Source organism: Mesorhizobium sp. M0058, from assembly GCF_040323095.1.
Taxonomy (GTDB): domain Bacteria; phylum Pseudomonadota; class Alphaproteobacteria; order Rhizobiales; family Rhizobiaceae; genus Mesorhizobium.
In genome coordinates, this window is sequence record NZ_JAMYUQ010000022.1 from 20,019 (window position 1) to 46,199 (window position 26,181).

A 26,181-nucleotide genomic window follows, 5' to 3' on the forward strand; every position below is an offset into this window, starting at 1 on the left:
TGCATGTCGTTTCCCAAACCGCTGCACACTTTGGGCGACATGCATTCAATAAACAGGCGGCGAAACCACCCAGATGACCACGGCCGGCTCGCTGCCGGGATTGCGCCAGCGGTACGGCTTGCGCTCGAAGCGGAAGGAATCGCCTTCGCCGAGCCGGTGCCAGACGCCGGCTATCTCGATCTCGAAAATGCCAGAGGCGATGTAGCCGGCTTCCTCGGTCGGCCGCAGCTGCTCGCTCTTCATCTCGGCGCCCGGCGCAAAGATCGAACGCACCATCTCGAAACTACCGCCGAGATCGGGCGACAGAAGCTCTTCCACGAGGCCGGATTCGCTTGTGCCAAGCGTGCGCCGGCTGCCGGCGCGCACGACAAAGCCGCGCTCCTTTTCGATCGGCACGTCGTGGCTGAAGAACAGGCTGAGCGGCACGCCGAACAGGTCTGCGAAAGCCCTGAGGTCGCCAAGCGAAGGGATAGACAGGCCGCGCTCGACCTGGCTGACCCAGCCGACGGAGCGACCAAGCTTCAGCGCGATCTCAGCCAGCGTCAGCCCGCGCGCCTTGCGCAGCGCACGGATGTCGCTCGCCAGCAGGCGCTCGTCAGGTCCCTGCAATGTTTTGGGGATAGCTGGGGCCAAAACGCTCACTTGATGAAAAACTGGAAATGAATTTCATGAGAGCTCATGTCCGTGAAAAAATCAAGCGAATTTTCATGGACACACAAGATTTGCTTGCGCGATTTTGGCGGTTCATGCAAAGGCTCTGGCACGAGCGGCGGGTGTGGGAATGCGGGTCGGCGACCAAGGATTGAAATCTGCGCAAGGTCTTTTCCGATAGCCGGTTCGGCTTTCGAAGTGTGCGCAAAGGGACGGCCCATGCTGGAAAAAAACGGCCTGGCAGCGCATAACGCGGCTGTTGTCGACGAGGCGATCATCTCGCGCCGTTCAGTGCGCGCCTTCCTGCCCGACATGGTCGATGACGAGACGATCCGAGCCATTCTTGGCGTCGCCGCGCGCGCGCCTTCGGGCACCAATATGCAGCCCTGGCGGGTCTATGTCGTCAAGGGCGAGGTCAAGCAGCAGATCACCAATGCCATCCTGAATTCCGGTATCCGCGCCGAAAAGGCCGATTGGGACGAGTATCGCTATTACCCCACCCAGTTCTTCGAGCCGTATCTCACCCGCCGCCGCGCCAACGGTTTCGGGCTCTATGGGGCACTCGGCATCGGCCGCCGCGAGGTCGACAAGATGCGCGCCCAGCACGACCGCAACTTCGTCTTCTTCGACGCGCCGGTCGGCATGATCTTCACCATCGACCGGCGGCTGAACCAGGGCTCGTGGATCGACTACGGAATGTTCCTGCAGAACATCATGGTGGCGGCGCGAGGCAGGGGCCTGCACACCTGCCCGCAGGCCGCCTTCGCGCCCTATCACCGGCAGATCCGGCCGGTGCTCAACATCCCCGACGAGGAGATCGTCGTCTGCGGCATGGCGCTCGGCCTCGAGGATACGTCGAAACCCGAAAACGACTTCCGCACCGACCGCGTGCCGCTGGAAGAGTGGGTGACGTTCAGCGGCTAGGCCTCGGCTACCGGGGCCTTATTCCACGTTCATCTGCGCGCCATGGCCGCTGACATGGGCGCCGTCCTGCGGTGTCAGTCTGAGATAGGCGATCAGCGCGCACAAAGTGATGACGCCCTCGACCACGAACAGGATGCGGAAATCGTTGGTCACCGCCGGCCTGCCGCCAGCCAGGAACGACAACAGCGCCGCCGCCAGGCCGACGCTGATCGCCACCCCCAACTGCCACAGTATGTAGTAGAGCGCGCTGAAGCGGGCGAGCTGGTCGGGCGCGATGTCGGAATAGGCGAGATTGCCGGTCGAAGCCCATTGCGCCGAGCGCAGGACACCGAAGGCGAAGATATAGGCAAGCACGATCCAGACGGGCGTTGTTGCCTCTATCAAGGCGAAGCCCGCAACCATGGCGGCAACGATCGGCGTGTTGACAACCAGCACACGGCGAAAGCCGAAGCGGTTGAGCAGGCGCGGCATGAACACACGCATGATCAGCGAGCCGATTGCGGCAACGAAAGTCAGCGATCCCGCCTGCACCGCGCTCATGCCAAAGCCGAGCTGGAACATCAGCGGCAGCAGGAAGACGACCGAGCTGAGGCCGATCGTGTCCAGTCCGCCGCCTGTGAGGAAGGAGATGCGAAAGGTGCGGATGCGCAGGAGTTTCAGGTCAAGCAAAGGGTTGCAGGCGCGCAGGCAGTGGAAGGAGGCAAGCGTCAGGATGACGATCGCCAGCGTCAGCTCGGCCGCGATCATGCTGCCGGCGGCGTCTTTCGCCGCAAGCGAATCCATGCCGAAGACCAGCAGGACCATGCCGCTGCCGACCAGCAGGAAGCCCGGGAAATCGAACGGCGTGCGCACCGGTTTGGTAACAGTCGGAAACAGCGAGGCGGCAAGAACGGCCGCCGCCAGCGCGAACGGCACGTTGAAGAAGAAGATCCAGCGCCAGGAGATATAAGTCGTCAGGGCGCCGCCGACCAGCGGGCCGACCAGCGGTCCGGACTGGCCGGCCAGCGAAATATACATGTTGATCTTCAGCGTGCGGCTGCGCGGGAAGGTCGACAGGATGACGACCTGGCCGAGCGTCCCCATCAAGGCGCCGCCGAAGCCTTGCAGCGCGCGGGCGCCGACCAGCGTCCAGATGTCGTTGGACAGGCCGCACAGCGCCGATGACGCGGCGAACACCAGCAAGCGAAGCAGTAGACATTGCGCAGGCCGAAGCGGTCGGCGGCCCAGCCGCCGAGCGGCATCGAGATGATCAGGCTGGCGACATAGACGGTGATCAACAGGCCGAGCTGCCTCGGCGGCCGGCCGAGGCTGTCGCTGATGCCGGGCAGGGCGGTGACCACGACATTCTGGTCGAGGCTGGTCATGAACACGCCGCAGGCGACCGTGAGCGGCAGCAGGAGCAAGGCTCTGGCCGACACATCGGCGCAATCCGTGGCGCCGGCGGATAGTTCTGCGGTCATGGGGATGTTCGAACCAAACGACGATGCCGACTCTGAGACGGGATCTTTTTAATCCCCTGGGCCGGTTGGGCCACGTTCCCCACCATGGGCTTCCATTGGAGCATTCTCTAGCGGCAGAACCGGCTGGCTTTGAGGCCAGAACGGCTTTTGGCCCTACTGAACCTCGTAGCCGACCTCCTCGCTGGCATGGCAGAGCGCCTTCCAGAACGATCGGGCGAAGGAGCGGAAGACATAGATGTCGAACTGGTCGGCGCCGGTGCGCTGGATCTGCGCAAAGACGTCGTGATGGGTGGTCGAACGGCCGGAGCCTGTGGGGAAGGCGGGCAGGGCGAAGTCGATGGCGAAGAATTTCGCCAGCACCCATTCGGCCTTAGGGCCGGCGATGCGGATAGCGGTGCGGCCATGCGACAGGTCGGTGATCGTGCCGATTGCCGGGGTTACGTCCCCGGCAAAACTCGCCGCCAGGCCCTCGGCCTCGTCGACGACTGTGAATTTTCCAGGCGCGAAACCGAACACGGCCTTGCCGTCCTTGGCGAGACCGCCGCCGGCGCCATCGGGCAAATCGAGGCCGGTGACCTTGCCGATCACGTCGATCAGTTGCTTTTCCGCGCCCGGCCACGCGGCCAGCTGCAGGATCGAGCCCGGCCGGGTCTCGGTCAGGATGACTTCAACGCCATGCTCGAAATTGCCGTGCGAACCCGGATGGGACACCGGCTCGAGCGGCGAGAGGCGCTCGGGTGATTGGCGTTCGGGTGATTGGCGCTCAGCCATGCATGCGGCTCCCGTCCGGGTCGTAGAAATGGTTGGAGACGATCTCGACCGGCCCGAACCGCTTGCGCAGCGGATCGGAGACGAATGCCCGGGTGCCATGGCGCGCCTTGCCGCCCTCGACCAAAGCCAGCGCGATGTGCTTGCCCAGCGCCGGCGAGTAGCAGCAGGCGGTGATATGGCCGATGGAGTCGTGCGGATTGGCTTCGTCCAGTTCCTCGACGAGGTGGGCTCCGCCATTGAACGGCCGATTGTCGAGCGAGACTAGGCCGACCAGCTGCAGCCGCTCGGGCGCGATCAGGCCTTCGCGGTCCATCATCGCCGAGCCGATGAACGGCTTCTTCTTCGACAGCATCCAGTCGAGATGCAGGTCGCGCGCCGTAGTGCGCCCGTCGATCTCCGCGCCGGTGACATGGCCCTTTTCGATGCGCATCGTGCCCAACGCCTCCAGCCCGTAGGTGACCAGGCCGAACGGCTTGCCGGCTTCGATAAGGGCTTCCCAGACATGGGTGCCGTAGCCGGCGCCGCAATAGACCTCGAAGGCCATTTCTCCGGAGAAGGACAGCCGGCAAATCATCACCGGCACGCCTGATATCTCGCCGCGCACGATGCCCATGAACGGCAGGGCTGTGTTGTCGACCGCGGTGCCGGTGACACAGGCGGCGAGGATGGCCCGCGCCTTCGGCCCGCCGATGGCCGCGCCCGCCCATTCGTCGGTTACCGAGGTGACGTGCACTTTGAGCTCCGGCCAGATGACGTCGAGGAAATATTCCAGATGCTGCATCACCTTGCCGGCGTTGGCCGTGGTGGTCGTCATCAGGAAATCCTGTTCGCCGAGCCGCCATGTGGTGCCGTCGTCGAAGGCCAGCCCGTCCTCGCGCAGCATCAGGCCGTAGCGGGCCTTGCCGACGGGGAGGGTGGAAAACATGTTGGTGTAGACCCGGTCGAGGAATTCGCCCGCATCCGGCCCCTGAACGGCGATCTTGCCCAGCGTCGAGACGTCGACGATGCCGGCGCTTTCGCGCGTCGCCCTGGCTTCACGGACATAGGCCTGCTCGACCGTCTCGCCGGCAAGGCCGTAGATCATTGGTCGATACCAGAGGCCAGCGGAATACATCGTTGCGCCATTGGCGAGGTGCCAGTCATGCATGGGCGTCAGGCGCTCGGGTTTCAGATCGCCGAAGCGTTCGGCGGCAAGCGAGCCGATCGACACCGCGGAATAGGGCGGGCGGAAGCGCGTCGTTCCGACTTCGGGGATCGGTTTGCCCAACGCCTCGGCCATGATGGCGAGGCCCGGAACGTTGGAGTTCTTGCCCTGGTCGGTCGCCATGCCGAGCGTGGTGTAGCGCTTCAGATGCTCGACGGAGACAAAACCTTCGCGATGCGCCAGCCGCACGTCTTCAGCAGTCACGTCATGCTGGAAGTCGACGAAGCTTTTTCCCTTGGCTTTGATCTCGAACACCGGCGCCGGATCGGGGTTTCCCGGGGCTGCTTCGACATCCGGCAAAGCTGCCGGCGCAGCCGCTCCGCCCGCGGCGGACAGGCCGGCTGCACGGCCCTCAGTGATGGCTTCGACGGTCGAAAAGCTGCCGTTGAAAGCGCCGGCGCCAATCCATTGCCGAGTCGGTTTCGGCGGCAGGAAGGCCTGGCGGGCAGGGTTCCATTCGGCTCTGGCACCGGCCTGGCTGGCGAGATGGATGGTCGGCGACCAGCCACCCGACATCAGCAGGCAATCGGCGTGGATGCTGCGGGCGTCACCGCTGAGCGCGCCCGAGGTCATGTCGAAGCGCTGCACCTTGAGGCCGGAGAGCGCCTTGCCGCCTTCGGTGGCGACCACGGCATGGCCGGAGAGGATTTCGGCTTCGGCCTCGGTGGCGAGGCTGCGCATTTCGGCCGAAAGCTCGGGGCGCACATCGACGATGGCGACAATAGCCGCCCCGGCCTTCCTCAGCGCCAGCGCCGAGCGATAGGCGCTGTCATTGTTGGTGAACAGCGCGATCCTGTCGCCGGGCAGCACGCCATAATCGTTAGCATAGCGCTCGGCGGCATGCGCCAGCATGACGCCCGGCCGGTCATTGCCGGGGAACACAAGCGGCCGCTCGAAAGAGCCGGTGGCCAGCACCACCGTCTTGGCGCGGATCGCCCAGTAGCGATGGCGCGGCTCGCCCTTGCCGGGCGTTTCCTTGTGGTCGGTGACGCGCTCGAGCGCGGCTAGCGTGTTGCCGTCGTAATAGCCCCACACCGTGGTGCGCGGCAGCAGGCGGACCGTGTCATGGCCTTCGAGCTGGCTGACGGCGCGCGCCGCCCAGTCGGCGGCCGGCGCGCCGTCGATGGCCTCGCCGGACCAGTTGGCCGAGCCGCCGAAACGCGGCTCGAGTTCGGCCAGGATGACGCGCGCGCCCTGGTCGGCAGCGGCCTTGGCGGCTGACAGGCCGGCCGGGCCGGAGCCGACCACCAGCACGTCGCAAAACGCGTTCATGCGCTCGTAGCGCGAGGTGTCGGCGGCAATACCGGCGCGGCCCAGGCCGGCGGCGCGGCGGATGAAATGCTCGCAGAACATCCAGAAGCGGGTGCCTTTCAGGGGGCCGAAGACAGGGCCCATGAAGGTCTTGTAGTAGAAGCCGGCGGCCAGGATCTTGCCGCCGAGCTGGTTGACGGCGTTGATGTCCCAGGCGAGCGAGGGAAAGCGGTTCTGGCTGACGGCCACCAGCCCGTCATAGATCTCGACCATGGTTGCGGCGATGTTGGGCTCGCGCACTTCGCCGCGCAGCACCGTCACCAGCGCGTTCGGTTCCTCGACGCCGGCCGAGAGCAGGCCGCGCGGGCGGTGGTATTTGAATGAGCGGCCGAAAAGCGTGACGCCGTTAGCAAGCAGCGCCGAGGCCAGCGTGTCGCCGGCATGGCCGGTGTAGGGCGTGCCGTCGAAGGTGAAGCGGATGGTGCGCAGCCGGTCGACGCGGCCGCCGGTCTCGGTGCGGCGCGGGCTCACGACTTGCCTCCGGCTTTGTGCCGGGCGGCGGCATTGTGGTCGCCGCGGGCGAAACCGGTGCTGGAAATCTCATGCGTGACCGTGTTGCGCACCATCCTCAGATGGGTGCGGCAGCCGCCCGAATGCTGCCAGATCTCATTGTGGTCGCCGGCCGGGTTCAGCCGATCGTAGACATAGGCGTTCCAGGCGTCGAGGTCCTGCGAGTTGGGCTGCGGGCGCTCGCGGTTGCCGTCGCCCTGATAGGTGAACTCGATGACGTCGCGCGGGCCGCAATAGGGACAAGTGATAAGCATTTGTTTGAACCCTAATGCAGCCGGGGCGTTGCGCCCTGGCCCTTGTCGTCAATCACTAGGCCGCGATAAAAACGGTCGAGCGTGAACGGCGCGTTGAACGCGTGCGGTTCGTCCTTGGCGATGGTGTATGCGAAGCACCAGCCCGAGGCCGGCGTCGCCTTGAAGCCGCCATAGCACCAGCCGCAATTGAGATACATGCCCGGCAGCGGGCCGGTGGTGATGATCGGCGAACCGTCCATCGACATGTCGCAGACGCCGCCCCATGAGCGCAGCATGCGTACACGCGCAAGGCCGGGAAACAGCGCCAGCATCTCGCTCATCACCTCATCGACGATGGGCAGGTTGCCGCGCTGAGCGTAGCTGTTGTAGCCGTCGATGTCACCGCCGTAGACGAGGCCGCCCTTGTCGGACTGCGACATGTAGAAATGACCCATGCCGAAGGTCAGCACCGTGTCGACGAAAGGTTTCAGCGATTCGGTGACGAAGGCCTGCAGCACATGGCTCTCGATCGGCATCCTGTCGATGCCGGCAAGCTGCATCACCCGTCCGGTGCTGCCGGCAACGGCCACGGCAACTTTCTTGCCGCGGATCTCTCCGCGCGTCGTTTGCACGCCGGTGATGCGGTCGCCGTCGCGCAGGAAGCCGGTGACCTCGCAATTCTCGACGATGTCGACGCCGCGTCGGTCGGCGCCGCGGGCATAGCCCCAGGCAACCGCATCGTGACGGGCGGTGCCGGCGCGCGGCTGCATCAGGCCGCCGACGATGGGAAAGCGCGCGGAGGCCGACATGTCCAGCGCCGGGACCAGGCGCGCGATCTCGGCGGTGCTCATCAGCTCGGCATCGACGCCGAGATGGCGCATGGCGTTGCCGCGCCTTGCCAAGTCGTCGAACTGGCCCGGCGTGTGAGCCAGATTCAGGCAGCCGCGCTGCGAGAACATGACGTTGTAGTTGAGGTCGTGCGAAAGGTTCTCCCACATCTTCATCGAATGTTCGTAGAAGCGGGTGTTGGACGGCAAAAGGTAGTTGGAGCGCACCGCCGTGGTGTTACGGCCGACATTGCCGGAACCCAGCCAGCCCTTTTCCAGCACCGCGACATTGGTGATGCCGTGCTCCTTGGCCAGATAGTACGCCGTCGACAGGCCGTGGCCGCCGCCACCGATGATGATGACGTCATAGGAAGCCTTGGGGTCGGGCTTGCGCCAGGCCGGCTTCCAGTCCTTGTTTCCCTTGAGCGCGTTCGTGAGAAGCGAAAGGGCTGAATATTCCGCCATTCTTCATGTCATCCCTAGAGCATGATGCCGAAAAGTGTGAAGCGGTTTTCGAACGACATCATGCTCTATATCTTTGATTTCTAGAGCCGGAAGGTTTCAGGTCGGACAGACCTGAAACCTTCCGGCTCGGCGCGATGCGGCAGACTATAGAGCAGGCGGCGGGCGCAAAGCCAAGATTGCGCCATGGCTTTTCGACTGGCCGACTCCCGCAAGGCGCCCAACTGCGATGACTTCGCCACGACTTGCCCCACGGGATGAGCGTCTCTATCAAGGACCGCTTTAGAAGCGGCCTTGCCGCCCTTTGAGTCGCCACCATTATGCTTTTTCGCTTCTTTCGCCTGATCCTGGTCCTCGCGCTCGTTGCCTTGGCGCCGCATTCGTTCGGCGCGATGGCGCAGGGGCTGGGCCAGGCGCCTGCCGGGCTGGTCGCCGACCAGCAGAAAATCCTGCAGGGTTTGACGACGAAAACCGACGCTCTGGAGAAGAAAGTCCAGGAGGACGGCCTCGACGACACCACCCTTGTCGAGATCCGCCTGCAGCTGGAAGAGCTGTCGCGCGCTGCGCTGAACAGCGCGCTGGCGTTCCGGTCCCGGCTGGGGGAGATCAATTCGAGGCTTGAGCAGCTTGGTGCGCCCCCGGCTGCCGGACAGCCGCCTGAACCGGATATCGTGACCGGCGAGCGCCAGGCGCTGGCGTCGGAAAAGGCGGAGATCAACGCCGTCATCGCCGGCGCGCAGAACCTGTCGATCCGCATCAATGCGCTGATCGAGAAGATCGGCAATATGCGTAGCGAGCTGTTTCGCAGCGGGCTGACCAAGCGCTATGTGCTGTCCGATGCACTGAGCCCGCAAGTGTTTTCCGACGCCAGGGACGAATACGCCAACTTCTACAGGGCGGTGTCATCGTGGCTGAGCTTTGCCTTCAAGTTCAAGTTCCAGGCGATGCTCGCGGCGACCCTCATGGCGCTCGCGTTGGCCGTGGTGCTTCTGGTCGGTGGGCGCCGCCTGTTTGGGCGCATCTTCGAGCCCGACGCGTCGGTTGAAGATCCGACGTATCTCAGTCGCCTGTCGGTGGCGTTCTGGTCGACCTTGCTGCCGACGCTGGCGGTCAGCGCCTTCCTCGCCTCGACGGTGTTCCTGTACAATTATTACAATGTGCTGCGCGGCGACATAGGCGTGTTCCTCAACGCGCTGGCAGCCGTCATCGCCATAGTGTTCTGTGTCAACCGCCTGACCAATGCGGCGCTGTCGCCTAGCATGCCGAACTGGCGCCTGATCCAGGTCGAGACCGGCCCGGCGCGTTGGCTGGTGCGGCTGACGACGGCCATGGCAGTCGTCATCGGCATCAACAATTTCCTGTCGATCGTCAACGACAAGATGGGCTCGCCCCTGTCGCTGACGGTGGCCAGGAGTTTTGTCGCCACCGTCATCGTCGGCGTCATCCTGATCCTTATGGCGCTGCTGAAGCCTTACAAGGACGCCGACGGGCGCTGGCGCCCCTGGCCGGCCTGGCTGCGCTACACCTGTGTCGCGCTCGGCCTGTTCACGATTGCGGCGGCGCTGTTCGGCTATATCGGTCTTGCCATCTTCGTCTCGTTGCAGGTCGTGGTCACCGGCACCATCCTGCTCACCGCCTATATCGGCTTCCTGTCGGCGCGCGAGATCGGCGAGGAGGGTGGTTTCGCCGGCACGTCCATCGGGCGCTGGCTGAAGACCAATTCCAGCTATGAGGACACCGCGCTCGACCAACTCGGCCTCGTCGTCAGCGTCGCCATCAACCTGATGATCGTGCTGGTGTTCCTGCCGCTGATCCTGTTGATGTGGGGCTTCCAGCCCGGCGATATCCAGGCCTGGGGCTATAAATTGGCGACAGGCGTCACCGTCGGTTCGGTGACGATTTCGGTCACCGGCATCCTCACCGGCATCGTCGTCTTCATCATCGGCTATTTCCTGACCCGCTGGTTCCAGGGCTGGCTCGACGGCTCGGTTATGGCGCGCGGCAAGGTCGATACCGGCGTGCGCAACTCGATCCGGCTGGCGGTCGGCTATGCCGGCGTCGCGCTCGCCGGCCTGGTCGGCATCTCGGCGGCGGGCATCGATCTTTCCAATTTGGCGCTCGTTGCCGGCGCACTCTCGCTGGGTATCGGCTTTGGCCTGCAGAATGTCGTGTCCAACTTCGTGTCGGGCCTGATCCTTCTCGCCGAGCGGCCGTTCAAGGTCGGCGACTGGATCGTCGCCGGCGACACATCAGGCACGGTCAAGAAGATCAGCGTGCGCGCCACCGAAATCGAGACCTTCCAGCGGCAATCGGTGATCCTGCCCAATTCGAACCTCATCAACAACGCCGTCGGCAACTGGACGCACCGCAACAAGCTCGGACGTGTGGAGATCAAGGTCGGGGTCGCCTATGGCAGCGACGTCAAGCGGGTACACGCGGTCCTGCTTGAGATTGCGCGCGGCCATGCGCTGGTGCTGAAGAACCCGGAACCCTTCGTGCTGTTCACCAATTTCGGGCCGGCAGCACTCGAGTTCGAGATCCGCGTGTTCCTGGCCGATGTGCTGAACGGCGCCATCGTTCAGAACGATATCCGCTTTGCCGTTCTCGATGCTTTTGACGCCGAGCACATAGAAATCCCCTCGACGCCGCGCGCCGAGGTCAAGGTCAAGAAGACCGACGCATGGCCGATCGACGACGACAAGATCGAGGTCGAGTTCGCCGAGAAGGAGCAGGCGAAGGCCAGAGCCGCCGCCGAGGCGAAGCGGCTGGCCAAGACTGGTCGCAAGGCCCGCAAACCCGATCCTAGCTAGGGCCCCAAGCCCCTCCCAAACCAATTGCGGCATGAATGCGGCATTCAGTTGCGGTTCAGCTTGCATCTCATATAAGCTCACATGCAAAGGCGAGAATGCCTTGCGAAATGCAACAGAGGCGGTGTGGAAACACCGATATTGCAAAATGTGGAAGTCGCTCGTCGTCGCCATCGCTCTTACCGCAGCGAGTGGCTCGGCCTTTGCCGCCAGCGCGGTCAACAAGGATGCTGAGACCCGTACGCTGATTGTGACGGAAGGCGGCGGCAAGACGGAGCTGGCGCTGGCGGCCGGCGAAACCGTGGAATTCTGCCCTAACGGCTGTTTCGTCACCTTGCCCAATGGTGACCTCGAGGCCCTGACCGGCTCGGAAACGGTCGAAATCTCGGGTGGCGTTGCCCGCATCAAGTAACGTCGGCAGGCAGATGTAGTAGAGGCCGGGCAATGCCCGGCCTTTTATTGTTCGCGGTAGCGATTGCTTAACAATGACGCGGGAAATATCGTGGCGCCTACCGGCTGCAACCGTGCGTTTTAACGTTCAATACGCCGTTCCGCCGCTATACCGGTGCGAAGACGCCGAAACACGGCGCAACCGGTTATGAATAGGGCAGAACGGACATGGATGCGCGGTCGGACAAGAACGCAATCCCGCTTGCGGTCGACCTCGACGGCACGCTGATTGCGACCGATCTTCTTTGGGAAGGCCTGTTCATCCTGCTCAAGAAGAATCCGCTCTATGTTTTCCTGGTTCCGTTCTGGCTGGCCGCCGGCCCGGCGCGGCTGAAACAAGCGATCGCAGACCGCATCGACATCGATCCGGCCTCGCTGCCCTATCGCGAAGCGCTGCTGCAGCGGCTGCGCGCCGACCATAGCGACGGACGCAAGATCGTGCTGGCGACCGGTACGCCACGCAAGTTCGCCGAGGCGATCGCCGCGCATCTGGGCGTCTTCGACTATGTGCTGGCGACCGACGGTCCCCACAACATGACCTCGGGCCGCAAGCGCGACGCGCTCATCGCCGCCTATGGCGACGGCGGTTTCGACTATGCCGGCAACAGCCGGCACGACCTCAAGGTTTTCGGAGCCGCACGCAACGCCATCGTCGTGGCGCCCGACCGCCATGCGAGGCGCTGGCAGGCCGCGCATAGCGCCGAAAGGATGCCGGCGCCGAAAAGGACATTGAAGACATTCGTCAAGATGCTGCGGGTGCATCAGTGGCTGAAGAATTCGCTGATAGCGGTGCCGATGGTGCTGTCGCATGAATACTTCAACATCAACATGATCTGGCAATGCCTGCTGGCGTTCGTCTCCTTCAGCGCCGTGGCTTCCGCCATCTACATCCTCAACGATTTCTTCGACCTTGCGCTTGACCGCAAGCACCCGACCAAACGCAACCGGCCTTTCGCCAGCGGCGCGCTGTCGATACCGTTCGGTCTCGGCGCGTTGGCCGCTCTGCTGACGATCGGCATCGCCGCCGGGCTTCTGTTGCCGATCGAGTTCCTGGGCGTGCTCGCCGGCTATCTGGTGGTGACCACAGCCTATTCGCTGTCGTTCAAGCGCATGCTCCTGGCCGACGTACTGACGCTGGCGGGGCTCTACACAGTGCGTGTGCTGGCAGGTGCTGCGGCGACCGGGGTCGAAGTCTCGTTCTGGCTGCTCGCCTTCTCGATTTTCTTCTTCCTGTCGCTGGCGCTGGTGAAGCGCTATGTCGAACTGCGCACCACAGCCATTCCGGTGGGCGAGCGCATTGCCGGTCGCGGCTACCGCATCGAAGATCAGGAGATCGTCGCCCAGGCGGGCATGGCGTCGGCCTTCTCCTCGGCGCTGGTGCTGGCGCTCTACATGGACAGCGTCTCCGTGCGCGAACTCTATCCGCATCCCAGGCTGGTCTGGCCGCTGGCGCCGATCGTGCTGTATTTGACCATGCGGGTCTGGATCCTGGCGCGCCGCAACGAGATGAATGATGATCCGGTCATCTTCATCATTCGCGACTGGCGAAGCCAGATCGTCGTGGTGATCGGCGCCGCCCTTCTGGTCGCGGGAGGCTGGTAGGGCATGGCCGGCGAACGGTACCGGAGTTTTGGCCTCGCCACGCCGGCCGCAAAGCGAGCCATCGCGGCCGACGATGCCATCGCGCTGATGCGAAGCGGCAAGGCGACAAAGAACGCTCTGCTCGCCTATGGCAATGGCCGCTCCTACGGTGATTCCTGCCAGAACGGGCCAGGTGCGGTCGTGGACATGCGGCCGCTGAACCGCATCGGCGCCTTCAATGCCGAGACCGGCCTGCTCGAGGCGGAGGCCGGCGTGTTCCTCTCCGATATCATTGCGCACACTGCACCTTACGGTTTCTTTCCGACTGTCGTCCCAGGCACCCAGTTCGTCACCCTTGGCGGCGCGATCGCCAATGACGTCCATGGCAAGAACCATCACCGGCGCGGCACCTTTGGCTGCCATGTCGAGTCGTTCACGCTGCTGCGCTCGGACGGGCGGACCTACACCTGCTCGGCAACCGACAATGCAAGGCTGTTTGCGGCGACGATCGGCGGCATGGGGCTGACCGGCCTGATCCTGTCGGCCTCGATCCGGCTGATGCGGGTGCATTCGCTCGATATCGCCGAGAAGGTAACGCGGTTTGCCGATCTCGGCGAATTCTTCGAACTGGCCGAGGCCGCCGACCAGGCCAATGAATATGCCGTCGCCTGGATCGACCAGCTTGCCGGCGGCCATGGCCGCGGGCGCGGCCTGTTGTTGACAGGCAATCATGCCGAGTATGGCTCGCATGCGGCGTCTCGCGCCGGCTCCCGTTTTTCAGTGCCGTTCCAGCCGCCGTTCAATGTGCTCAACCGGCCGTTCCTCACCGCCTTCAACGCCGCCTATCGGTGGAAGAAGGGGCGCTCGCCGGGGCCGAGCCAAACCGGCTACCAGGGCTTTTTCTTTCCGCTTGATGGTGTCGGCGACTGGAATCGGCTGTATGGCCCGAAAGGTCTCTACCAGCACCAGAGCTTGGTGCCGGAAAATGTCGCGCGCCAGACCGTGCCGGCGCTGCTCGAGGCGGCGCGACGGGCCGGGCAGGGCTCTTTCCTCACCGTGTTGAAGCGCTTCGGCTCGATCCGCTCGCCGGGGCTGCTGTCTTTTCCGCGGCCAGGCTTCACGTTGACGCTGGATTTCCCCAATCGCGGCGACAGGACGCTGGCCCTGCTCAGCGAACTCGACGGCATCACGGTCGCGGCCGGCGGCGCGGTCAACCCGTACAAGGATGCGCGCATGGGCGCTGATACTTTCGCGGCCTCCTTCCCGAATTGGCAGCGGCTTGAAGCGCTGCGCGACCCGGCGTTCGTGTCCAGTTTCTGGCTGCGGACGGCGAAAAAGCTCAACGTCCGGCCAGGGCGTGTCGAGGCAGCTGAATAGGTACAATCCGAATAAGTCATGGTGAATAGATCGTAATTTCCGTGGTTTACTCAAAGCATTGTCGTGACTTCATGAAATGTTTGCAGGTTCGTAATACGACCGTTGCGAGTGGCGGGTGCAAAATATGAAATACATCGTCTTCATTCTGTTCACGGTCATGACCAATGCCGCCGCGCAGCTGATGCTGAAGCAAGGCATGATGTCACTCGGGCCGATTTCGTTCGAAGGCACCAATCCGCTGTTGAGGCTGTTGCAGGTCGTTTTCAGCCCATGGGTGTTTCTCGGCCTGTGCACCTTCGTCATCTCGATGGCTTCGCATCTCTATGTGCTGTCCAAGGTCGAGCTCAGCTTTGCGTATCCGTTCCTCAGCCTTGCCTATGTCGCGGTTGCGATCTTCGCCTATTTCATCTTCCGCGAGGACCTCAATGCCTGGCGCATTGCCGGCATCGCCTTCATCTGCATCGGCACCGTGCTGATCGCGCAAAGCGGTCGAGACTTGGGCGGGAGCGGGCATGACGACCAAACCGCTTCCATCATCCCCGACAAGACCAGCGAGATCGTTCGATGAGACATGTTATTTTCGGCGGCGACGGCTTCGTCGGCCGTCATCTTGCCCCGAAGCTTGTGGCCGATGGGGAAGAGGTTGTCGTTGCCGACATCGTCAAGAGCGACCTGACGCACTATCGCAACGTTCGCTTCGTCACCTGCGATGTCACGGATACGGCCTCGGTGGCCAACATCGGATTGAAGGCCGACGACATGGTCTACAACCTGTCGGCCAAAATGCTGTCGCCGATCCAGGTGCGGGCCAAGCGTCACGACTTCTTCTTTCCGGTGAATTTCCACGGCACCGAACACATCATGCAGGCGATGGACAAGGCCGGCGCGTCCAAGCTCGTCCACTACACCACCGACATGATCTACGGCCACACGGTCACCCAGCCGATGACCGAGGAGCACCCGGTCGCACCGCTCGGCGAATATGGCTGGTCGAAGCAGAAGACCGAGGAGCTCGCCGCTCAATGGCGCAAGCGCGGCATGTCGATCTCGCTGTTTCGCCCGCGTCTGATCATCGGTCCCGGCCGGCTCGGGATCCTGGAAAAGCTGTTCAAACTGATCGACTGGAATTTTCCTGTGCCGATGATCGGCTCGGGCAAGAACCCCTATCAGTTCATCTCGGTGTTCGATTGCGCGGAAGCTGCCCGCGCGGCCTGGAAGGCAGGCGTGCCCAACCAGGCCTATAATCTGGGCTCCCTCAATCCGCCGCCGGTGAAGAAATTGCTGGGCGACCTGATCAAGCATGCCGGCTCGAAATCGCTGCTGATCCCGACGCCGGGCTGGGCGGTCAAGCGCACCCTCGACCTGCTCGATCTCATGAACATGCCGATCATGGATCCCGAACAATATCTGATCGCCGATGAGGAGTGCGTGCTCGACGTATCCAAGGCCGAGCGCCAGCTCGGCTGGGTGCCGCAATATCGCGACGAGGACATGCTGATCGCCGCCTACAGCGAATACCGCGCCAAGAAAGACGGGCTTGCCGTCACCGCAAATCATGTCCCCGCCGAATAGGTGGGACGACCAGGAGAACTCCGAAATGACCGTCATGGCCAAGCCTGAGCAGACGAACGCGCGCACCATGGTCGGCGCGCCGGCGTTGTCGCCTACCGCCATCGCCAAGCCCGACCTGATCAGCGTCGAGCAGGCGAAGGCGATGGATGTTGCGCGCATGACCGACTTGTTCAAGGCGCATCTCAATCCGGGCCAGCTGCATTTCATGAAGCTGCTCGGCTTCCACAAGATCAAGATCGAGCGTGCCGAAGGCATGTTCTACATCGACCAGAACGGCCGCAAGATTCTCGACTTCTTCGGCGGCTTCGGTTCGCTGGCCTTCGGCCACAACCATCCGCGCATCCTGGAGGCCAGGCGCAAATTCCAGGAGGAGAAGCGCCAGGAAATCGCCATCGCCTTCATGTCGCAATATGCATCGGCGCTGGCGCACAACATCGCCAAATGCTCGCCCGGCGATCTCGACATGGTATTTCTGGGCTCGTCGGGTTCGGAAGCGATGGAAGCGGCGGTGAAGCTCGCCGAGCGCGCCGCCGGGCCGAAGCGGCCGAAGGTCGTCTATGCCGAGAATTCCTTCCACGGCAAGACCAAGGGCGTGCTCGGCATTACCGATGGCCAGCTCTACCGCGCGGACTTCAAGATGGCTGAGAACACCGTTCGCATTCCGTTCGCCGATATCGAAGCGGTCGAGCGGCTGTTCCGCTCCGACCCGGAGGTCGGCGTCATAGTGCTTGAGACAATCCAGGGCGGCGGCGGCATCATCCAGGCGCCGGCCAAATACTGGCAGAAATTGCGCGTGCTCTGCGACCAGTATGGCGTGCTGTGGGTGGCGGACGAAGTGCAGTGCGGCTATGGCCGTTCGGGACGCTTCTATGCCTTCGAGCATTATGGCGTCGTGCCCGATGTGACGGCGCTGGCGAAATCGCTCGGCGCCGGCAAGGCGGCGGTCGGCGCGATGATCGCCCGGCGCGAGGTCTATATGAAGGCCTATGGCACGCCGAAGACGGCGATGATCCATGCCATGGCCACCTTTGGCGGCATGGGCGAGGCCTGCGTCACCGCGATCGAGGGCATCAACGTGCTCTATGATGAGGGGCTGATCGACAACGCCGCCACTACCGGCGACTATCTGCTGCAGCGCCTGCAGGCGCTGAAGGAGAAGTACCCGAAGATCATCAAGGATGTGCGCGGCAAAGGCTTTATGGTCGGCCTCGAGTTCCACGACTTCTCGCAGACCTTGCCGATGGTGCTGCGTCCGATCGTCAGCGTCCTCGACGACAAGCTGAAGGGCTCGCTGTCGGGCTTCGTCGGCGCGCTGTTGCTGCGCGACTATGACGTGCTCGTCGCCTTCACCGAATACAACCGCAACGTCATCCGTCTCGAGCCGCCGCTGATCTGCCAGCGCGAGCATGTCGACCATTTCGTCGATGCCTTCGATAGCCTGCTGTCGCGCGGCATCGTGGGGATCGTGAAGGATTTCGTCAAAAGCCAGGTCCGTTAAAGAAGTCCGTTGAGCGAAGTCCCGAGTCCGACAATGCTGAGCAAGTCTCCCGCCCCGCAAAACACACTCGACCGGCTGACCGCGGCCGCTCTGGCGTGGGGCGAGGGGACTTATGCGCGATGGGCCGCGCCAATCGGCGCGATCGCGTTTTCGCTCTATATCCTGCTGACGGCGTTTACCGCCTGGACGATGCCCGATGCCAATTGGGACATGCTGCCTTATCTCACAATCGCCGAGGAGGGCGCTTACCCAGATGCCCAGGCGCTGCATGACTATGCCTACAGGACGGTCCAGGCCGGCGTTTCGGCCGCCGACTACAAGGCGCTGACAGACGATGGCGGCGGCTTCCGCAGCCATATGGCGCAAAATGCCGCCGACTTTCACTCGCTGCTTGGCATGTACCGGATCAAGTTTCTCTATGCCGAGATGCTGTCGACGATGAGTTCGGTGATGTCGCCGGTCGAGGCGATGCGGGTGCTGCAGGTGGTCTCGGTGCTGCTGTTCGGGATGATCACGCTGCTGTGGCTGCGAACCGAAGGCGCGCTTGCGCTGGCGCCTGTGGTCGGCGCGGTGCTGATCATGGCCGATTTCGGCGATGCCGCACGCGCCTCGACCCCGGATCTGTTGTGCTCGGCGCTGTTCCTCGGCGGGCTGCTTGCCTATGTGCGCGGCCGCGAGGCAGCGACCGCTGTCCTGCTTTTCCTGGCCTTCATGGCGCGGCCGGACAACATCGTGTTCCTGGCCATTTTCGCCGTGCTGCTGCTGGTCTTCCGGCAGCGGGCGTGGGGCGCGCTGGCCGGCTTTGCCGCGTCCTTCGTCGCCTATTTCGCGATTTCGCACTGGGCCCAGCATCCCGGCTGGTGGCCGCATCTGTGGTTCTCCAGCATCGAGCAGCACTACAATATGGATGGCTTCGAGCCGCCGTTCTCGGTTGGCGCCTATCTCAAGGCGTTTGCCGCATCCTTCATTCGCGCTATCAGCATCAACAGCTGGGTCGGGGTCTCGGTTCTGGCGCTGGCCGCGTGGTTTGCGCTCGGCCGCGCCGGCTTCCGGCTCGATCGCCGCGCCGGCATCGTGCTTGCAGCACTGGTGCTCGGCGTGCTGGCGAAATTCACCGTCTTTCCGATCCACGACACCCGCATCTACTTCCCGAACCTTCTGCCGCCCTACCTTTTGCTTGTCGGCCCGATCATGGCGCTGTGGGCGTCGGCAAGCCTGAATGGAAGGCGGCCCATCGCCATACCTGGAGGTAAGCCATGAGTTCCATTTCCGGGCTGGCGCGCATCGCCCTTTCGCTCGGCCTGCCCGCCGGCCTGCTCGATCGCGGGCCGGCGTTGCGTGGCACGAAATTCCTGGCCAAGGCGGCGCTGAAGGCGCGGTTTGGCGGTGGGCAAGCCTTCCAGATGGTCAATGTCGGCGCTTGCGACGGCGCGCTGTTCGACGACGTCACGCCGTGGCTGCACCGCATTCCGCGGGCGCGGGCCGTGCTGGTCGAGCCGATCCCGTACAATCAGAAGCGGTTGCGCGCCAACTATCCCGACACGGAACGCTTCGTCATCGAACCGGTCGCGGTGACGAAGACCAAGGGCACGATCACCGTCCACACTTTCGATGCCGCGGCACTCGAGGCCGGCACGCTGCCGATCGAGTTCATCGGCTGCTCGTCGGTCACCGACACCAATCTGATGTCGGGCAAGAATGCCTGGGGCGAGGACGACGCCAATTTCAACAAGTTCGCGCCGCACGTGAGGGATATCGAGGTGACGTCGGAAACGCTGCAGACGCTGCTCGACCGCAACGGCATCACGCATATCGACGCCTTCCTGGTCGATTGCGAGGGCGCCGACTGGATCGTCTTCGAACAGCTCGACCTCAAGCGCTACCGCCCCGGCATGATCAAGGTCGAGGTCGGCGCGCTGCCGGCCGCCGAAATCGGCCAGGTCGTGGTCAAGCTGAAGACATCAGGCTATCAGGTCGGCTTCCAGGCCGAGGACATCTGGGCCTTCGCCTGAGATAGATCGCCACTGGCGGCACGCCGGCGCGCCGGGTCGCGTCGCATCCGCGACGTGTCGCAAACAGGCGGTAGCTGCATCCACGTCCTCTGCATATTGTGCGCCATTCGAACGGGCGCGGACGCGCCCGCTTTATCCCCTTGGAGTCGCGGGCAATGGCAGAGTTTCCGAAACAGGCGAAGGTCGTCATCGTCGGCCTGGGTGGCATTGTCGGCGCGTCGATCGCGCATCATCTGATCGAGCGCGGCTGGACCGACATTGTCGGCATCGACAAGTCGGGCATCCCGACCGATATCGGCTCGACCGCGCATGCCTCGGACTTCTGCTACACCACGAGCCATGATTTCCTGTCGTGCTGGACGACGCTCTACTCGATCGATTTCTACGAAAAGATGGGCCATTACGCCCGCATCGGCGGTCTCGAAGTGGCGCGCGTCGGCGACGACAGCCGCATGGACGAGATCAAGCGCAAGATCGCCTCGGCCAAATCCTTCGGCACTCGCGCCCGGCTGATCGAACCGGCCGAGATCAAGGAAAAATTCCCGCTGATCGAAGAGTCCATGGTGCAGGGCGGCCTGTGGGATCCGGACGCCGGCCTGGTCATCCCGCGCTCGCAGACCGTCGCCGGCAAGCTGGTCGACCAGGCGGAAGCTACGGGGAAACTCAAATCCTTCGCGAACACGCCCGCCAAATCTCTCATCGTCGAGGAAGGCCGCATCAAGGGCGTCGTCACCGACCGCGGCACGATCATGGCCGATTATGTCATCGTCTGCGCCGGCATCTGGGGCCGGCTGATCGCCGAGATGGTCGGCGAAGACCTGCCGGTCATGCCGATCGACCATCCGCTGACCTTCTTCGGGCCTTACAATCAATTCGCCGGCACCGGCAAGGAGATCGGCTGGCCGCTGTTGCGCGACCAGGGTAATTCGGCCTATATGCGCGACACCGGCGACCCCAGGACCGCCGAAGGCGGCCAGATCGAATGGGGTTACTACGAAGAGACCAATCCGCGTCTTTGCCATCCGCGCGATTTGCTGGAAAAGGATCAGGCGCGGCTGTCGCCGTCGCAGCGCGATCTCGACATGGAGCAGATCCTGGCGCCGCTGGAGCGCGCCATGGAACTGACGCCGATTCTGGGCGAACTCGGCTACAATGAAAGCCATTCCTTCAACGGCCTGTTGCAGGTGACCCCCGATGGCGGCCCGTCCATGGGCGAGAGCCAGAAGGTGAGGGGCCTCTGGTACGCCGTCGCCATCTGGGTCAAGGACGGCCCCGGCATGGGCAAGCTGATCGCCGACTGGATGACGGACGGCCGCACGGAAATCGACCATCACGCCATCGACTATGCGCGCTTCTATCCGCACCAGACGAAAGAGCAGTTCATCTGGGATCGCTGCACCGAGACGGCGATGAAGGTCTACAATCCGGCGGTGCATCCGCGCGAGCCGTTCTCCAAAGGCCGCAACATCCGCCGCTCGCCGTTCTGGGAGCGCGAGAAGGAGCTTGGCGGTTACTTCATGGAGCTGGGCGGTTGGGAGCGCGCGCATGGCTATGCCGCCAACGAGCATCTGCTGGAGAAGTATGGCAACCGGGTTCCCATACGTGAGAACGAGTGGGACAATCGCCATTTCTGGCGGGTGTCCAATGCCGAGCACCTGGCGATGAGCGAGGATTGCGGCATCGTCAACCTCTCGCATTTCTCGATGTACGACATCGAAGGGCCGGATCATGTCGCGCTGCTGGAGTGGCTGTGCGCGGCCAAGATCGGTGGCGACAACAATATCGGCAAGGGTATCTACACCCACTTCCTCGACGAGCAAGGCATGGTGCGCGCCGACTTCACCGTCATCCGCATGGCCGACCGCTGCCGGCTGATCGACGGCGCCGACGCCGGCCCGCGCGACTTCCGCTACATGCAGCGCACCGCGCAGGACAAAGGCTTTGACGTCACCATCACCGACGTGACGGAAAAATATGTCACCATCGGCATCTGGGGACCGAACGCGCGGGCGACACTGCAGAAAGTGGTCGAAAATCCGGATGGTCTCTCGCTGGAGAACTTCCCCTTCGCGGCGATCAAGCCGGTCAGGATCGGCGGCAAGGACGTCACCGCCTTCCGCATCTCTTATGTCGGCGAGCAGGGCTGGGAACTGCACATGCGCTACGAGGACGGCCTGGCCGTTTGGGACGCGCTGCGCTCGACCGGCGTGATGCCGTTCGGCGTCGAGACCTATGCCAACACGCGGCGCATGGAAAAGAGCCTGCGCCTGCAGAACGCCGACCTTCTGACCGAGTACAATCTGCTTGAGGCCGACCTTGCCCGACCGAAGGTCAAGGAGAACGATTTCTGCGGCAAGGCCAAACATGTCGAATACCGCGCCCGCGAGCACCAGCCGGCGATCCTGTGCACGCTGGTGATGACCGAGAACGTCGATGCGAAAGGCGTTGCCCGCTATCCCGTCGGCACCATGCCGGTGATGGATCCGAAGACCGGCGAGACGCTGGTTGACGAACTCGGCCGCCGGTCTTTCACCACGTCGATGGCCTATGGCCCGACCATCGGCAAGAACATCGGCCTCGCCTATCTGCCCTGGGCCCATGCCCAGGAAGGCCGCAAGCTCGCCATCGAGTATTTCGGCGAGACCTACCCGGTAGAAGTGGCGGCGGTTGGTTACAAGCCGCTCTACGATCCAGAGAATTTGAAGCCGAGGAGTTGAGCGTCATAGGTTCCAACCAACACATCGAAAAGCCCGGCACCTCGCCGGGCTTTTTGCTTTGTCAGCAGCCGGTTTTCGCTTACCTTCGGGTATGTCTGCTTTTTCTTGCGCACGACATTTCCTTTCAGGCAGCGCCGCGCTGGCGCTGGGGCTCTGGCTGGTGCCGCCGGTTCAAGCCGCCGAGCCGGTCGACGTCGAGCTGGTGCTGGCCGTCGACGTGTCGCTGTCGATGTCGCCGGGCGAACTTGAAATCCAGCGTCACGGCTATGCTGCTGCGCTGACGCACGACAATGTTCTGCAGGCCATCGCCGATGGCGCCTACGGCAAGGTCGCCGTCACCTATGTCGAATGGGCGGGAGCGACCACGCAGCAGGTCGTCGTGCCGTGGACGGTGATCGCCAGCCGGGCCGATGCCGAGCGGGTGGCCGCGCAGCTTTCCGCCCATCCGCCGGCCAGCGCCCGGCGCACCTCGATTTCCGGCGCGCTGGAATTCGGCAGCGATCTGTTCGCCGAAAGCGGTTTTCAGGGGACAAAGCGCGTCATCGATATTTCCGGCGACGGCCCCAACAACCAGGGCGCGCCCGTCGACATCACCCGCGACGCGGTGGTCAAGCAAGGCATCATCATCAACGGCCTGCCGCTGATGACGCGCGGCGGGTTCGGCGGCGCCTATGACGTCAACAATCTCGACCGCTACTACAGCGACTGCGTCATCGGCGGTCCCGGATCCTTCATGATCCCGGTCAATGACTGGACGCAGTTTCCCGAAGCGATCCGCCGCAAGCTGGTGCTGGAGCTGGCCGGCGCCGCTTCGCCGCAACGGGCGAGCGAGGAGGCCGGGCATCCGCTGGTGGTGCTGGCGCAGGACCGGCCGACCGACTGCCAGGTCGGCGAAAAGATGTGGCGCGACCGCAGCTGGATGTTCGATGCGCGTTAGCGTGCGCATCATCACGCTGCCGTGAAGGGCCGGCTTCATTGACAAGCCCATGGGCGTCTGTGACACAATTCGACATCCGAAAAAACAAGGGGAACCGACATGAACAAGACCATCGTCGCTGCCGCGGCATTGGCGCTTGCGGCTGCAATATCCGTGCCGGCCGAGGCTGCCACATCGGTCACCATCGGCATCAGCGGATGGACCGGCTTTGCGCCGCTGACGCTCGCCAAGCAGGCCGGCATCTTCGAGAAGCATGGCCTCGACGTGACCCTGAAGAAGGTGCCGCAGGCCAGCCGGCCGCTCGCCATCGCCAGCGGCGACCTGCAATGCGCCGCCACCACGGTCGAGACCTGGCTGGTGTGGAACGCCTCAGGGGTGACCACCAAGCAGATCTTCCAGCTCGACAAATCCTATGGCGCCGACGGCATTGTCGTGCGCAACGACATCAAGACCGTCGCCGACCTCAAGGGCAAGAATGTCGCGTCCTCGGCGCCGGGCACGTCGCCTTATTTCATGCTGGCCTGGGTGCTGAACAAGAACGGCCTGTCGACCAAGGATGTGACCGTCGTCAACCTGGAACCGGATGCGGCGGCGCAAGCCTTCCTCGCCGGCCAGAACGATGCGGCGGTCACCTATGAGCCGTTCATCTCGGCGGTGCGCGACAAGTCCGATCAGGGCCACATATTGGCGACCACGCTCGACTATCCGATGGTGCTCGACACGGTCGGCTGCACGCCTGAATTCCTCACCGCCAATCCAGACGCTGCCAAGGCGCTGGCCGACAGCTATTTCGAAGCGCTCGACCTGATCAAGAGCGATCCGCAGAGATCCTACGAGATCATGGGCGCCGACGTGAAGCAGTCTGCTAAAGAATTCGAGGATTCGGCGAAATACCTGAAATGGGCCGACAAGGCGGAGAACAAGCAGTTTTTCACCAAGGAATTCCAGGACTTTTCCAAGACCGCCGGCGAGCTTCTGCTGCAGATGGGGTTGATCAAGGAAGCGCCAGATGTTGCAGCGCTTGCCGATACCAGCGCGGTGGCGAACTGACAGGCCTCGCCTTTGACCATTGTGCGGCGGCGCCTAGGCCGTCGCTCTCTCCTGGACAAGTGATGATTTGACGATGCGGACGATCTGAAGATGCGCCCCTTGCATCCGGTGTCGCCGGGCATTCGAACCGTGCTTGGCATTTCCTTCTTCGTGCTGTTCGTCGCCTTCTGGGCGTGGATCACGCTTGGCGGCCACGTCAACCGCATCTTCCTCGCCGACCCGCTGTCGATGCTGCGGGATGGTTGGCGGCTGCTGGTCGAGGACCGCTTCTGGCTCGACATAATGATCACCATCTGGCGGGTCTTCGGCGGGTTCCTGCTGGCGTCGATCGTCGCCGTGCCGATCGGCATCGCCATGGGCGCCTGGAAACCAATAGAGGCGTTTCTGGAGCCGTTCGTCTCCTTCGCCCGCTACCTCCCGGCTTCGGCCTTCATTCCGCTGCTCATCCTGTGGGCCGGCATTGGCGAGCTGGAAAAGCTGCTGGTCATCTTCGTCGGCTCGGTGTTCCAGATCATCCTGATCGTCGCGGTCAAGGTGGGCTCGACGCGGCGCGATCTGGTCGAGGCGGCCTATACGCTGGGCTCGACCAACAACGGTATCGTCAAACGGGTCATCATGCCGGCCAATGCGCCCGAGATTGCCGAAACGCTGCGGCTGGTGCTCGGCTGGGCCTGGACCTATGTCATCGTCGCCGAGCTGATCGGTTCGTCCTCAGGCATCGGCTACATGATCATCAACAGCCAGTCGCGGCTGGCGACAGGGCAGATCATCTTCGGCATCATCGTCATCGGGCTGATCGGACTGTTGTCCGACTTCGCCTTCAAGGCGTTCAATCGCTGGCTCTTCCCCTGGAGCTTGGCATGAGCAAGTTGCTTATCGAAGGCGTCTCGCGAACCTTCGCCGGCGTGCGCGGCGGGCAGCCGGTCAAGGCGCTGATGCCGGTCGACCTTGCGGTCGCGGCCAACGACTTCATCACCATTCTGGGGCCGTCCGGCTGCGGGAAGTCGACGCTGCTCAGGATCGTTGCCGGACTGGAAGCGCCGAGCGAAGGCCGTGTGCTGCTTGACGGCAACGCGGTGACGCAGCCGGGACCGGATCGCGGCATGGTGTTCCAGTCCTACACGCTGTTTCCGTGGCTGACGGTGGCGCAGAATATCGCCTTCGGCCTGCGCGAACGCGGCATGGCCGAAAAGGAGCGAGACGGGATCGTCGCTTCCTATGTCGACCTCGTCGGGCTCAAGGGCTTCGAGAACCATTGGCCAAAGCAGCTGTCCGGCGGCATGCAGCAGCGCACGGCGATCGCCCGGGCGCTGGCCAACGACCCCGAAATCCTGTTGCTGGACGAGCCGTTCGGTGCGCTCGACAACCAGACGCGCGGACTGATGCAGGAACTGCTGCTCGGCATCTGGGAGCGGCGCAAGAAGACGGTGCTGTTCGTCACCCACGACATCGAGGAGGCGATCTTCATGGCTTCGCGGGTAATCGTGATGAGCGCGCGGCCAGGCCGCATTAAGTCGGATGTCGCCATCGACCTGCCCCATCCACGCCACTACACGCTGAAGACCAGCCCGGAATTCTCGGCGCTCAAGGCGCAGCTGACCGAGGATATCCGCGTCGAGGCGATGCGGACGGCGCAGGCGCAGTGACCTAAGCTGGGTTGCCTACGGAAAAGATGCTCGGTTCGCTCAGCAATCGCTTCAAGCGTGGGAGGTCACGCGCAGGAGTTTCCAACGCCGCCTTAAATGCTGCCCATTTTTCGACGTCGAGGCGGAAACTCTGCCGGTCGGCGAGTTCTTTGGAGAGTGCCGTTCGCGCGGTCATGTGACT

General features: G+C 63.4%; 21 protein-coding genes and 1 pseudogene. 15 read left to right on the plus strand and 7 right to left on the minus strand.

What is annotated here, in order from left to right:
* Positions 1 to 45: 45 nt before the first annotated feature.
* Entirely contained in the window at positions 46 to 588 is a 543-nt protein-coding gene (locus NKJ75_RS28730) for a helix-turn-helix domain-containing protein (protein ID WP_023739108.1), read from the minus strand.
* A gap of 282 nt (positions 589 to 870) precedes the next feature.
* On the opposite strand from NKJ75_RS28730, the gene NKJ75_RS28735 reads away from it, so the two are divergent.
* Positions 871 to 1,575 carry a nitroreductase gene (locus NKJ75_RS28735; RefSeq protein WP_023725586.1) on the plus strand — a complete coding sequence of 235 codons (705 nt, stop codon included), beginning with the start codon at positions 871 to 873 and terminating at the stop codon, positions 1,573 to 1,575.
* A gap of 18 nt (positions 1,576 to 1,593) precedes the next feature.
* Here the strand turns inward: NKJ75_RS28735 and NKJ75_RS28740 are convergent.
* The 5 genes and pseudogenes from NKJ75_RS28740 to NKJ75_RS28760 all read right to left on the minus strand — a co-directional run bounded on the left by NKJ75_RS28740 (position 1,594) and on the right by NKJ75_RS28760 (position 8,356).
* Positions 1,594 to 3,035 (minus strand): annotated as a pseudogene (locus tag NKJ75_RS28740) (MFS transporter).
* A gap of 153 nt (positions 3,036 to 3,188) precedes the next feature.
* The gene (locus tag NKJ75_RS28745) at positions 3,189 to 3,806 is read right to left on the minus strand and encodes a sarcosine oxidase subunit gamma (protein WP_050594087.1); all 618 of its coding nucleotides are present in this window, start codon (positions 3,804 to 3,806) and stop codon (positions 3,189 to 3,191) included.
* Positions 3,799 to 6,792: a sarcosine oxidase subunit alpha gene (locus tag NKJ75_RS28750; protein ID WP_023815505.1), complete on the minus strand. Its 2,994-nt coding sequence runs from the start codon at positions 6,790 to 6,792 to the stop codon at positions 3,799 to 3,801. The genes NKJ75_RS28745 and NKJ75_RS28750 overlap by 8 nt, the downstream gene beginning before the upstream one ends.
* Positions 6,789 to 7,085, minus strand: coding sequence for a sarcosine oxidase subunit delta (locus tag NKJ75_RS28755; RefSeq protein ID WP_023670367.1), 297 nt, complete (start codon positions 7,083 to 7,085; stop codon positions 6,789 to 6,791). Before NKJ75_RS28755 ends, NKJ75_RS28750 begins: the two co-directional genes overlap by 4 nt.
* An 11-nt stretch (positions 7,086 to 7,096) precedes the next feature.
* The gene (locus NKJ75_RS28760) at positions 7,097 to 8,356 is read right to left on the minus strand and encodes a sarcosine oxidase subunit beta family protein (RefSeq protein ID WP_023670368.1); all 1,260 of its coding nucleotides are present in this window, start codon (positions 8,354 to 8,356) and stop codon (positions 7,097 to 7,099) included.
* Between the two features lie 317 nt (positions 8,357 to 8,673).
* Here NKJ75_RS28760 and NKJ75_RS28765 point away from each other — a divergent pair, with 317 nt between their 5' ends.
* From NKJ75_RS28765 to NKJ75_RS28830, 14 genes are all read left to right on the plus strand, one after another.
* Complete coding sequence (locus tag NKJ75_RS28765; protein WP_352500480.1) at positions 8,674 to 11,163, plus strand: mechanosensitive ion channel family protein; 2,490 nt, start codon at positions 8,674 to 8,676, stop codon at positions 11,161 to 11,163.
* Between the two features lie 145 nt (positions 11,164 to 11,308).
* The gene (locus NKJ75_RS28770) at positions 11,309 to 11,572 is read left to right on the plus strand and encodes a hypothetical protein (protein ID WP_023670370.1); all 264 of its coding nucleotides are present in this window, start codon (positions 11,309 to 11,311) and stop codon (positions 11,570 to 11,572) included.
* A 206-nt stretch (positions 11,573 to 11,778) separates the two neighbouring features.
* Positions 11,779 to 13,212 carry a UbiA family prenyltransferase gene (locus NKJ75_RS28775; RefSeq protein WP_352500481.1) on the plus strand — a complete coding sequence of 478 codons (1,434 nt, stop codon included), beginning with the start codon at positions 11,779 to 11,781 and terminating at the stop codon, positions 13,210 to 13,212.
* Positions 13,213 to 13,215: 3 nt separating this feature from the next.
* A complete protein-coding gene (locus NKJ75_RS28780; protein ID WP_023706098.1) occupies positions 13,216 to 14,568 on the plus strand; it encodes an FAD-binding oxidoreductase in 1,353 nt (450 codons plus the stop codon).
* A 124-nt stretch (positions 14,569 to 14,692) separates the two neighbouring features.
* Positions 14,693 to 15,136 (plus strand): EamA family transporter, encoded by a 444-nt coding sequence (locus NKJ75_RS28785; RefSeq protein WP_352500482.1) that lies wholly within the window; start codon positions 14,693 to 14,695, stop codon positions 15,134 to 15,136.
* Positions 15,133 to 16,140, plus strand: coding sequence for an NAD-dependent epimerase/dehydratase family protein (locus NKJ75_RS28790; RefSeq protein WP_023688098.1), 1,008 nt, complete (start codon positions 15,133 to 15,135; stop codon positions 16,138 to 16,140). The genes NKJ75_RS28785 and NKJ75_RS28790 overlap by 4 nt, the downstream gene beginning before the upstream one ends.
* A gap of 67 nt (positions 16,141 to 16,207) precedes the next feature.
* Positions 16,208 to 17,638 (plus strand): aspartate aminotransferase family protein, encoded by a 1,431-nt coding sequence (locus tag NKJ75_RS28795; RefSeq protein WP_352500495.1) that lies wholly within the window; start codon positions 16,208 to 16,210, stop codon positions 17,636 to 17,638.
* Positions 17,639 to 17,671: 33 nt separating this feature from the next.
* On the plus strand, positions 17,672 to 18,898 hold the full coding sequence (locus NKJ75_RS28800; RefSeq protein WP_352500483.1) for a hypothetical protein: 1,227 nt from the start codon (positions 17,672 to 17,674) through the stop codon (positions 18,896 to 18,898).
* Entirely contained in the window at positions 18,895 to 19,650 is a 756-nt protein-coding gene (locus NKJ75_RS28805; RefSeq protein WP_023691006.1) for an FkbM family methyltransferase, read from the plus strand. The genes NKJ75_RS28800 and NKJ75_RS28805 overlap by 4 nt, the downstream gene beginning before the upstream one ends.
* A 155-nt stretch (positions 19,651 to 19,805) precedes the next feature.
* On the plus strand, positions 19,806 to 22,367 hold the full coding sequence (locus NKJ75_RS28810; protein WP_352500484.1) for a GcvT family protein: 2,562 nt from the start codon (positions 19,806 to 19,808) through the stop codon (positions 22,365 to 22,367).
* A 91-nt stretch (positions 22,368 to 22,458) separates the two neighbouring features.
* Positions 22,459 to 23,304 (plus strand): DUF1194 domain-containing protein, encoded by an 846-nt coding sequence (locus NKJ75_RS28815; protein ID WP_023730686.1) that lies wholly within the window; start codon positions 22,459 to 22,461, stop codon positions 23,302 to 23,304.
* Between the two features lie 99 nt (positions 23,305 to 23,403).
* Positions 23,404 to 24,354 (plus strand): ABC transporter substrate-binding protein, encoded by a 951-nt coding sequence (locus NKJ75_RS28820; RefSeq protein WP_023730687.1) that lies wholly within the window; start codon positions 23,404 to 23,406, stop codon positions 24,352 to 24,354.
* Positions 24,355 to 24,444: 90 nt separating this feature from the next.
* A complete protein-coding gene (locus tag NKJ75_RS28825; RefSeq protein ID WP_352500485.1) occupies positions 24,445 to 25,218 on the plus strand; it encodes an ABC transporter permease in 774 nt (257 codons plus the stop codon).
* On the plus strand, positions 25,215 to 26,000 hold the full coding sequence (locus NKJ75_RS28830; RefSeq protein ID WP_023730688.1) for an ABC transporter ATP-binding protein: 786 nt from the start codon (positions 25,215 to 25,217) through the stop codon (positions 25,998 to 26,000). The genes NKJ75_RS28825 and NKJ75_RS28830 overlap by 4 nt, the downstream gene beginning before the upstream one ends.
* 1 nt (position 26,001) lies before the next feature.
* Here NKJ75_RS28830 and NKJ75_RS28835 read toward each other — a convergent pair whose 3' ends face one another.
* Complete coding sequence (locus NKJ75_RS28835; RefSeq protein ID WP_084569949.1) at positions 26,002 to 26,175, minus strand: type II toxin -antitoxin system TacA 1-like antitoxin; 174 nt, start codon at positions 26,173 to 26,175, stop codon at positions 26,002 to 26,004.
* Positions 26,176 to 26,181 lie beyond the last annotated feature (6 nt).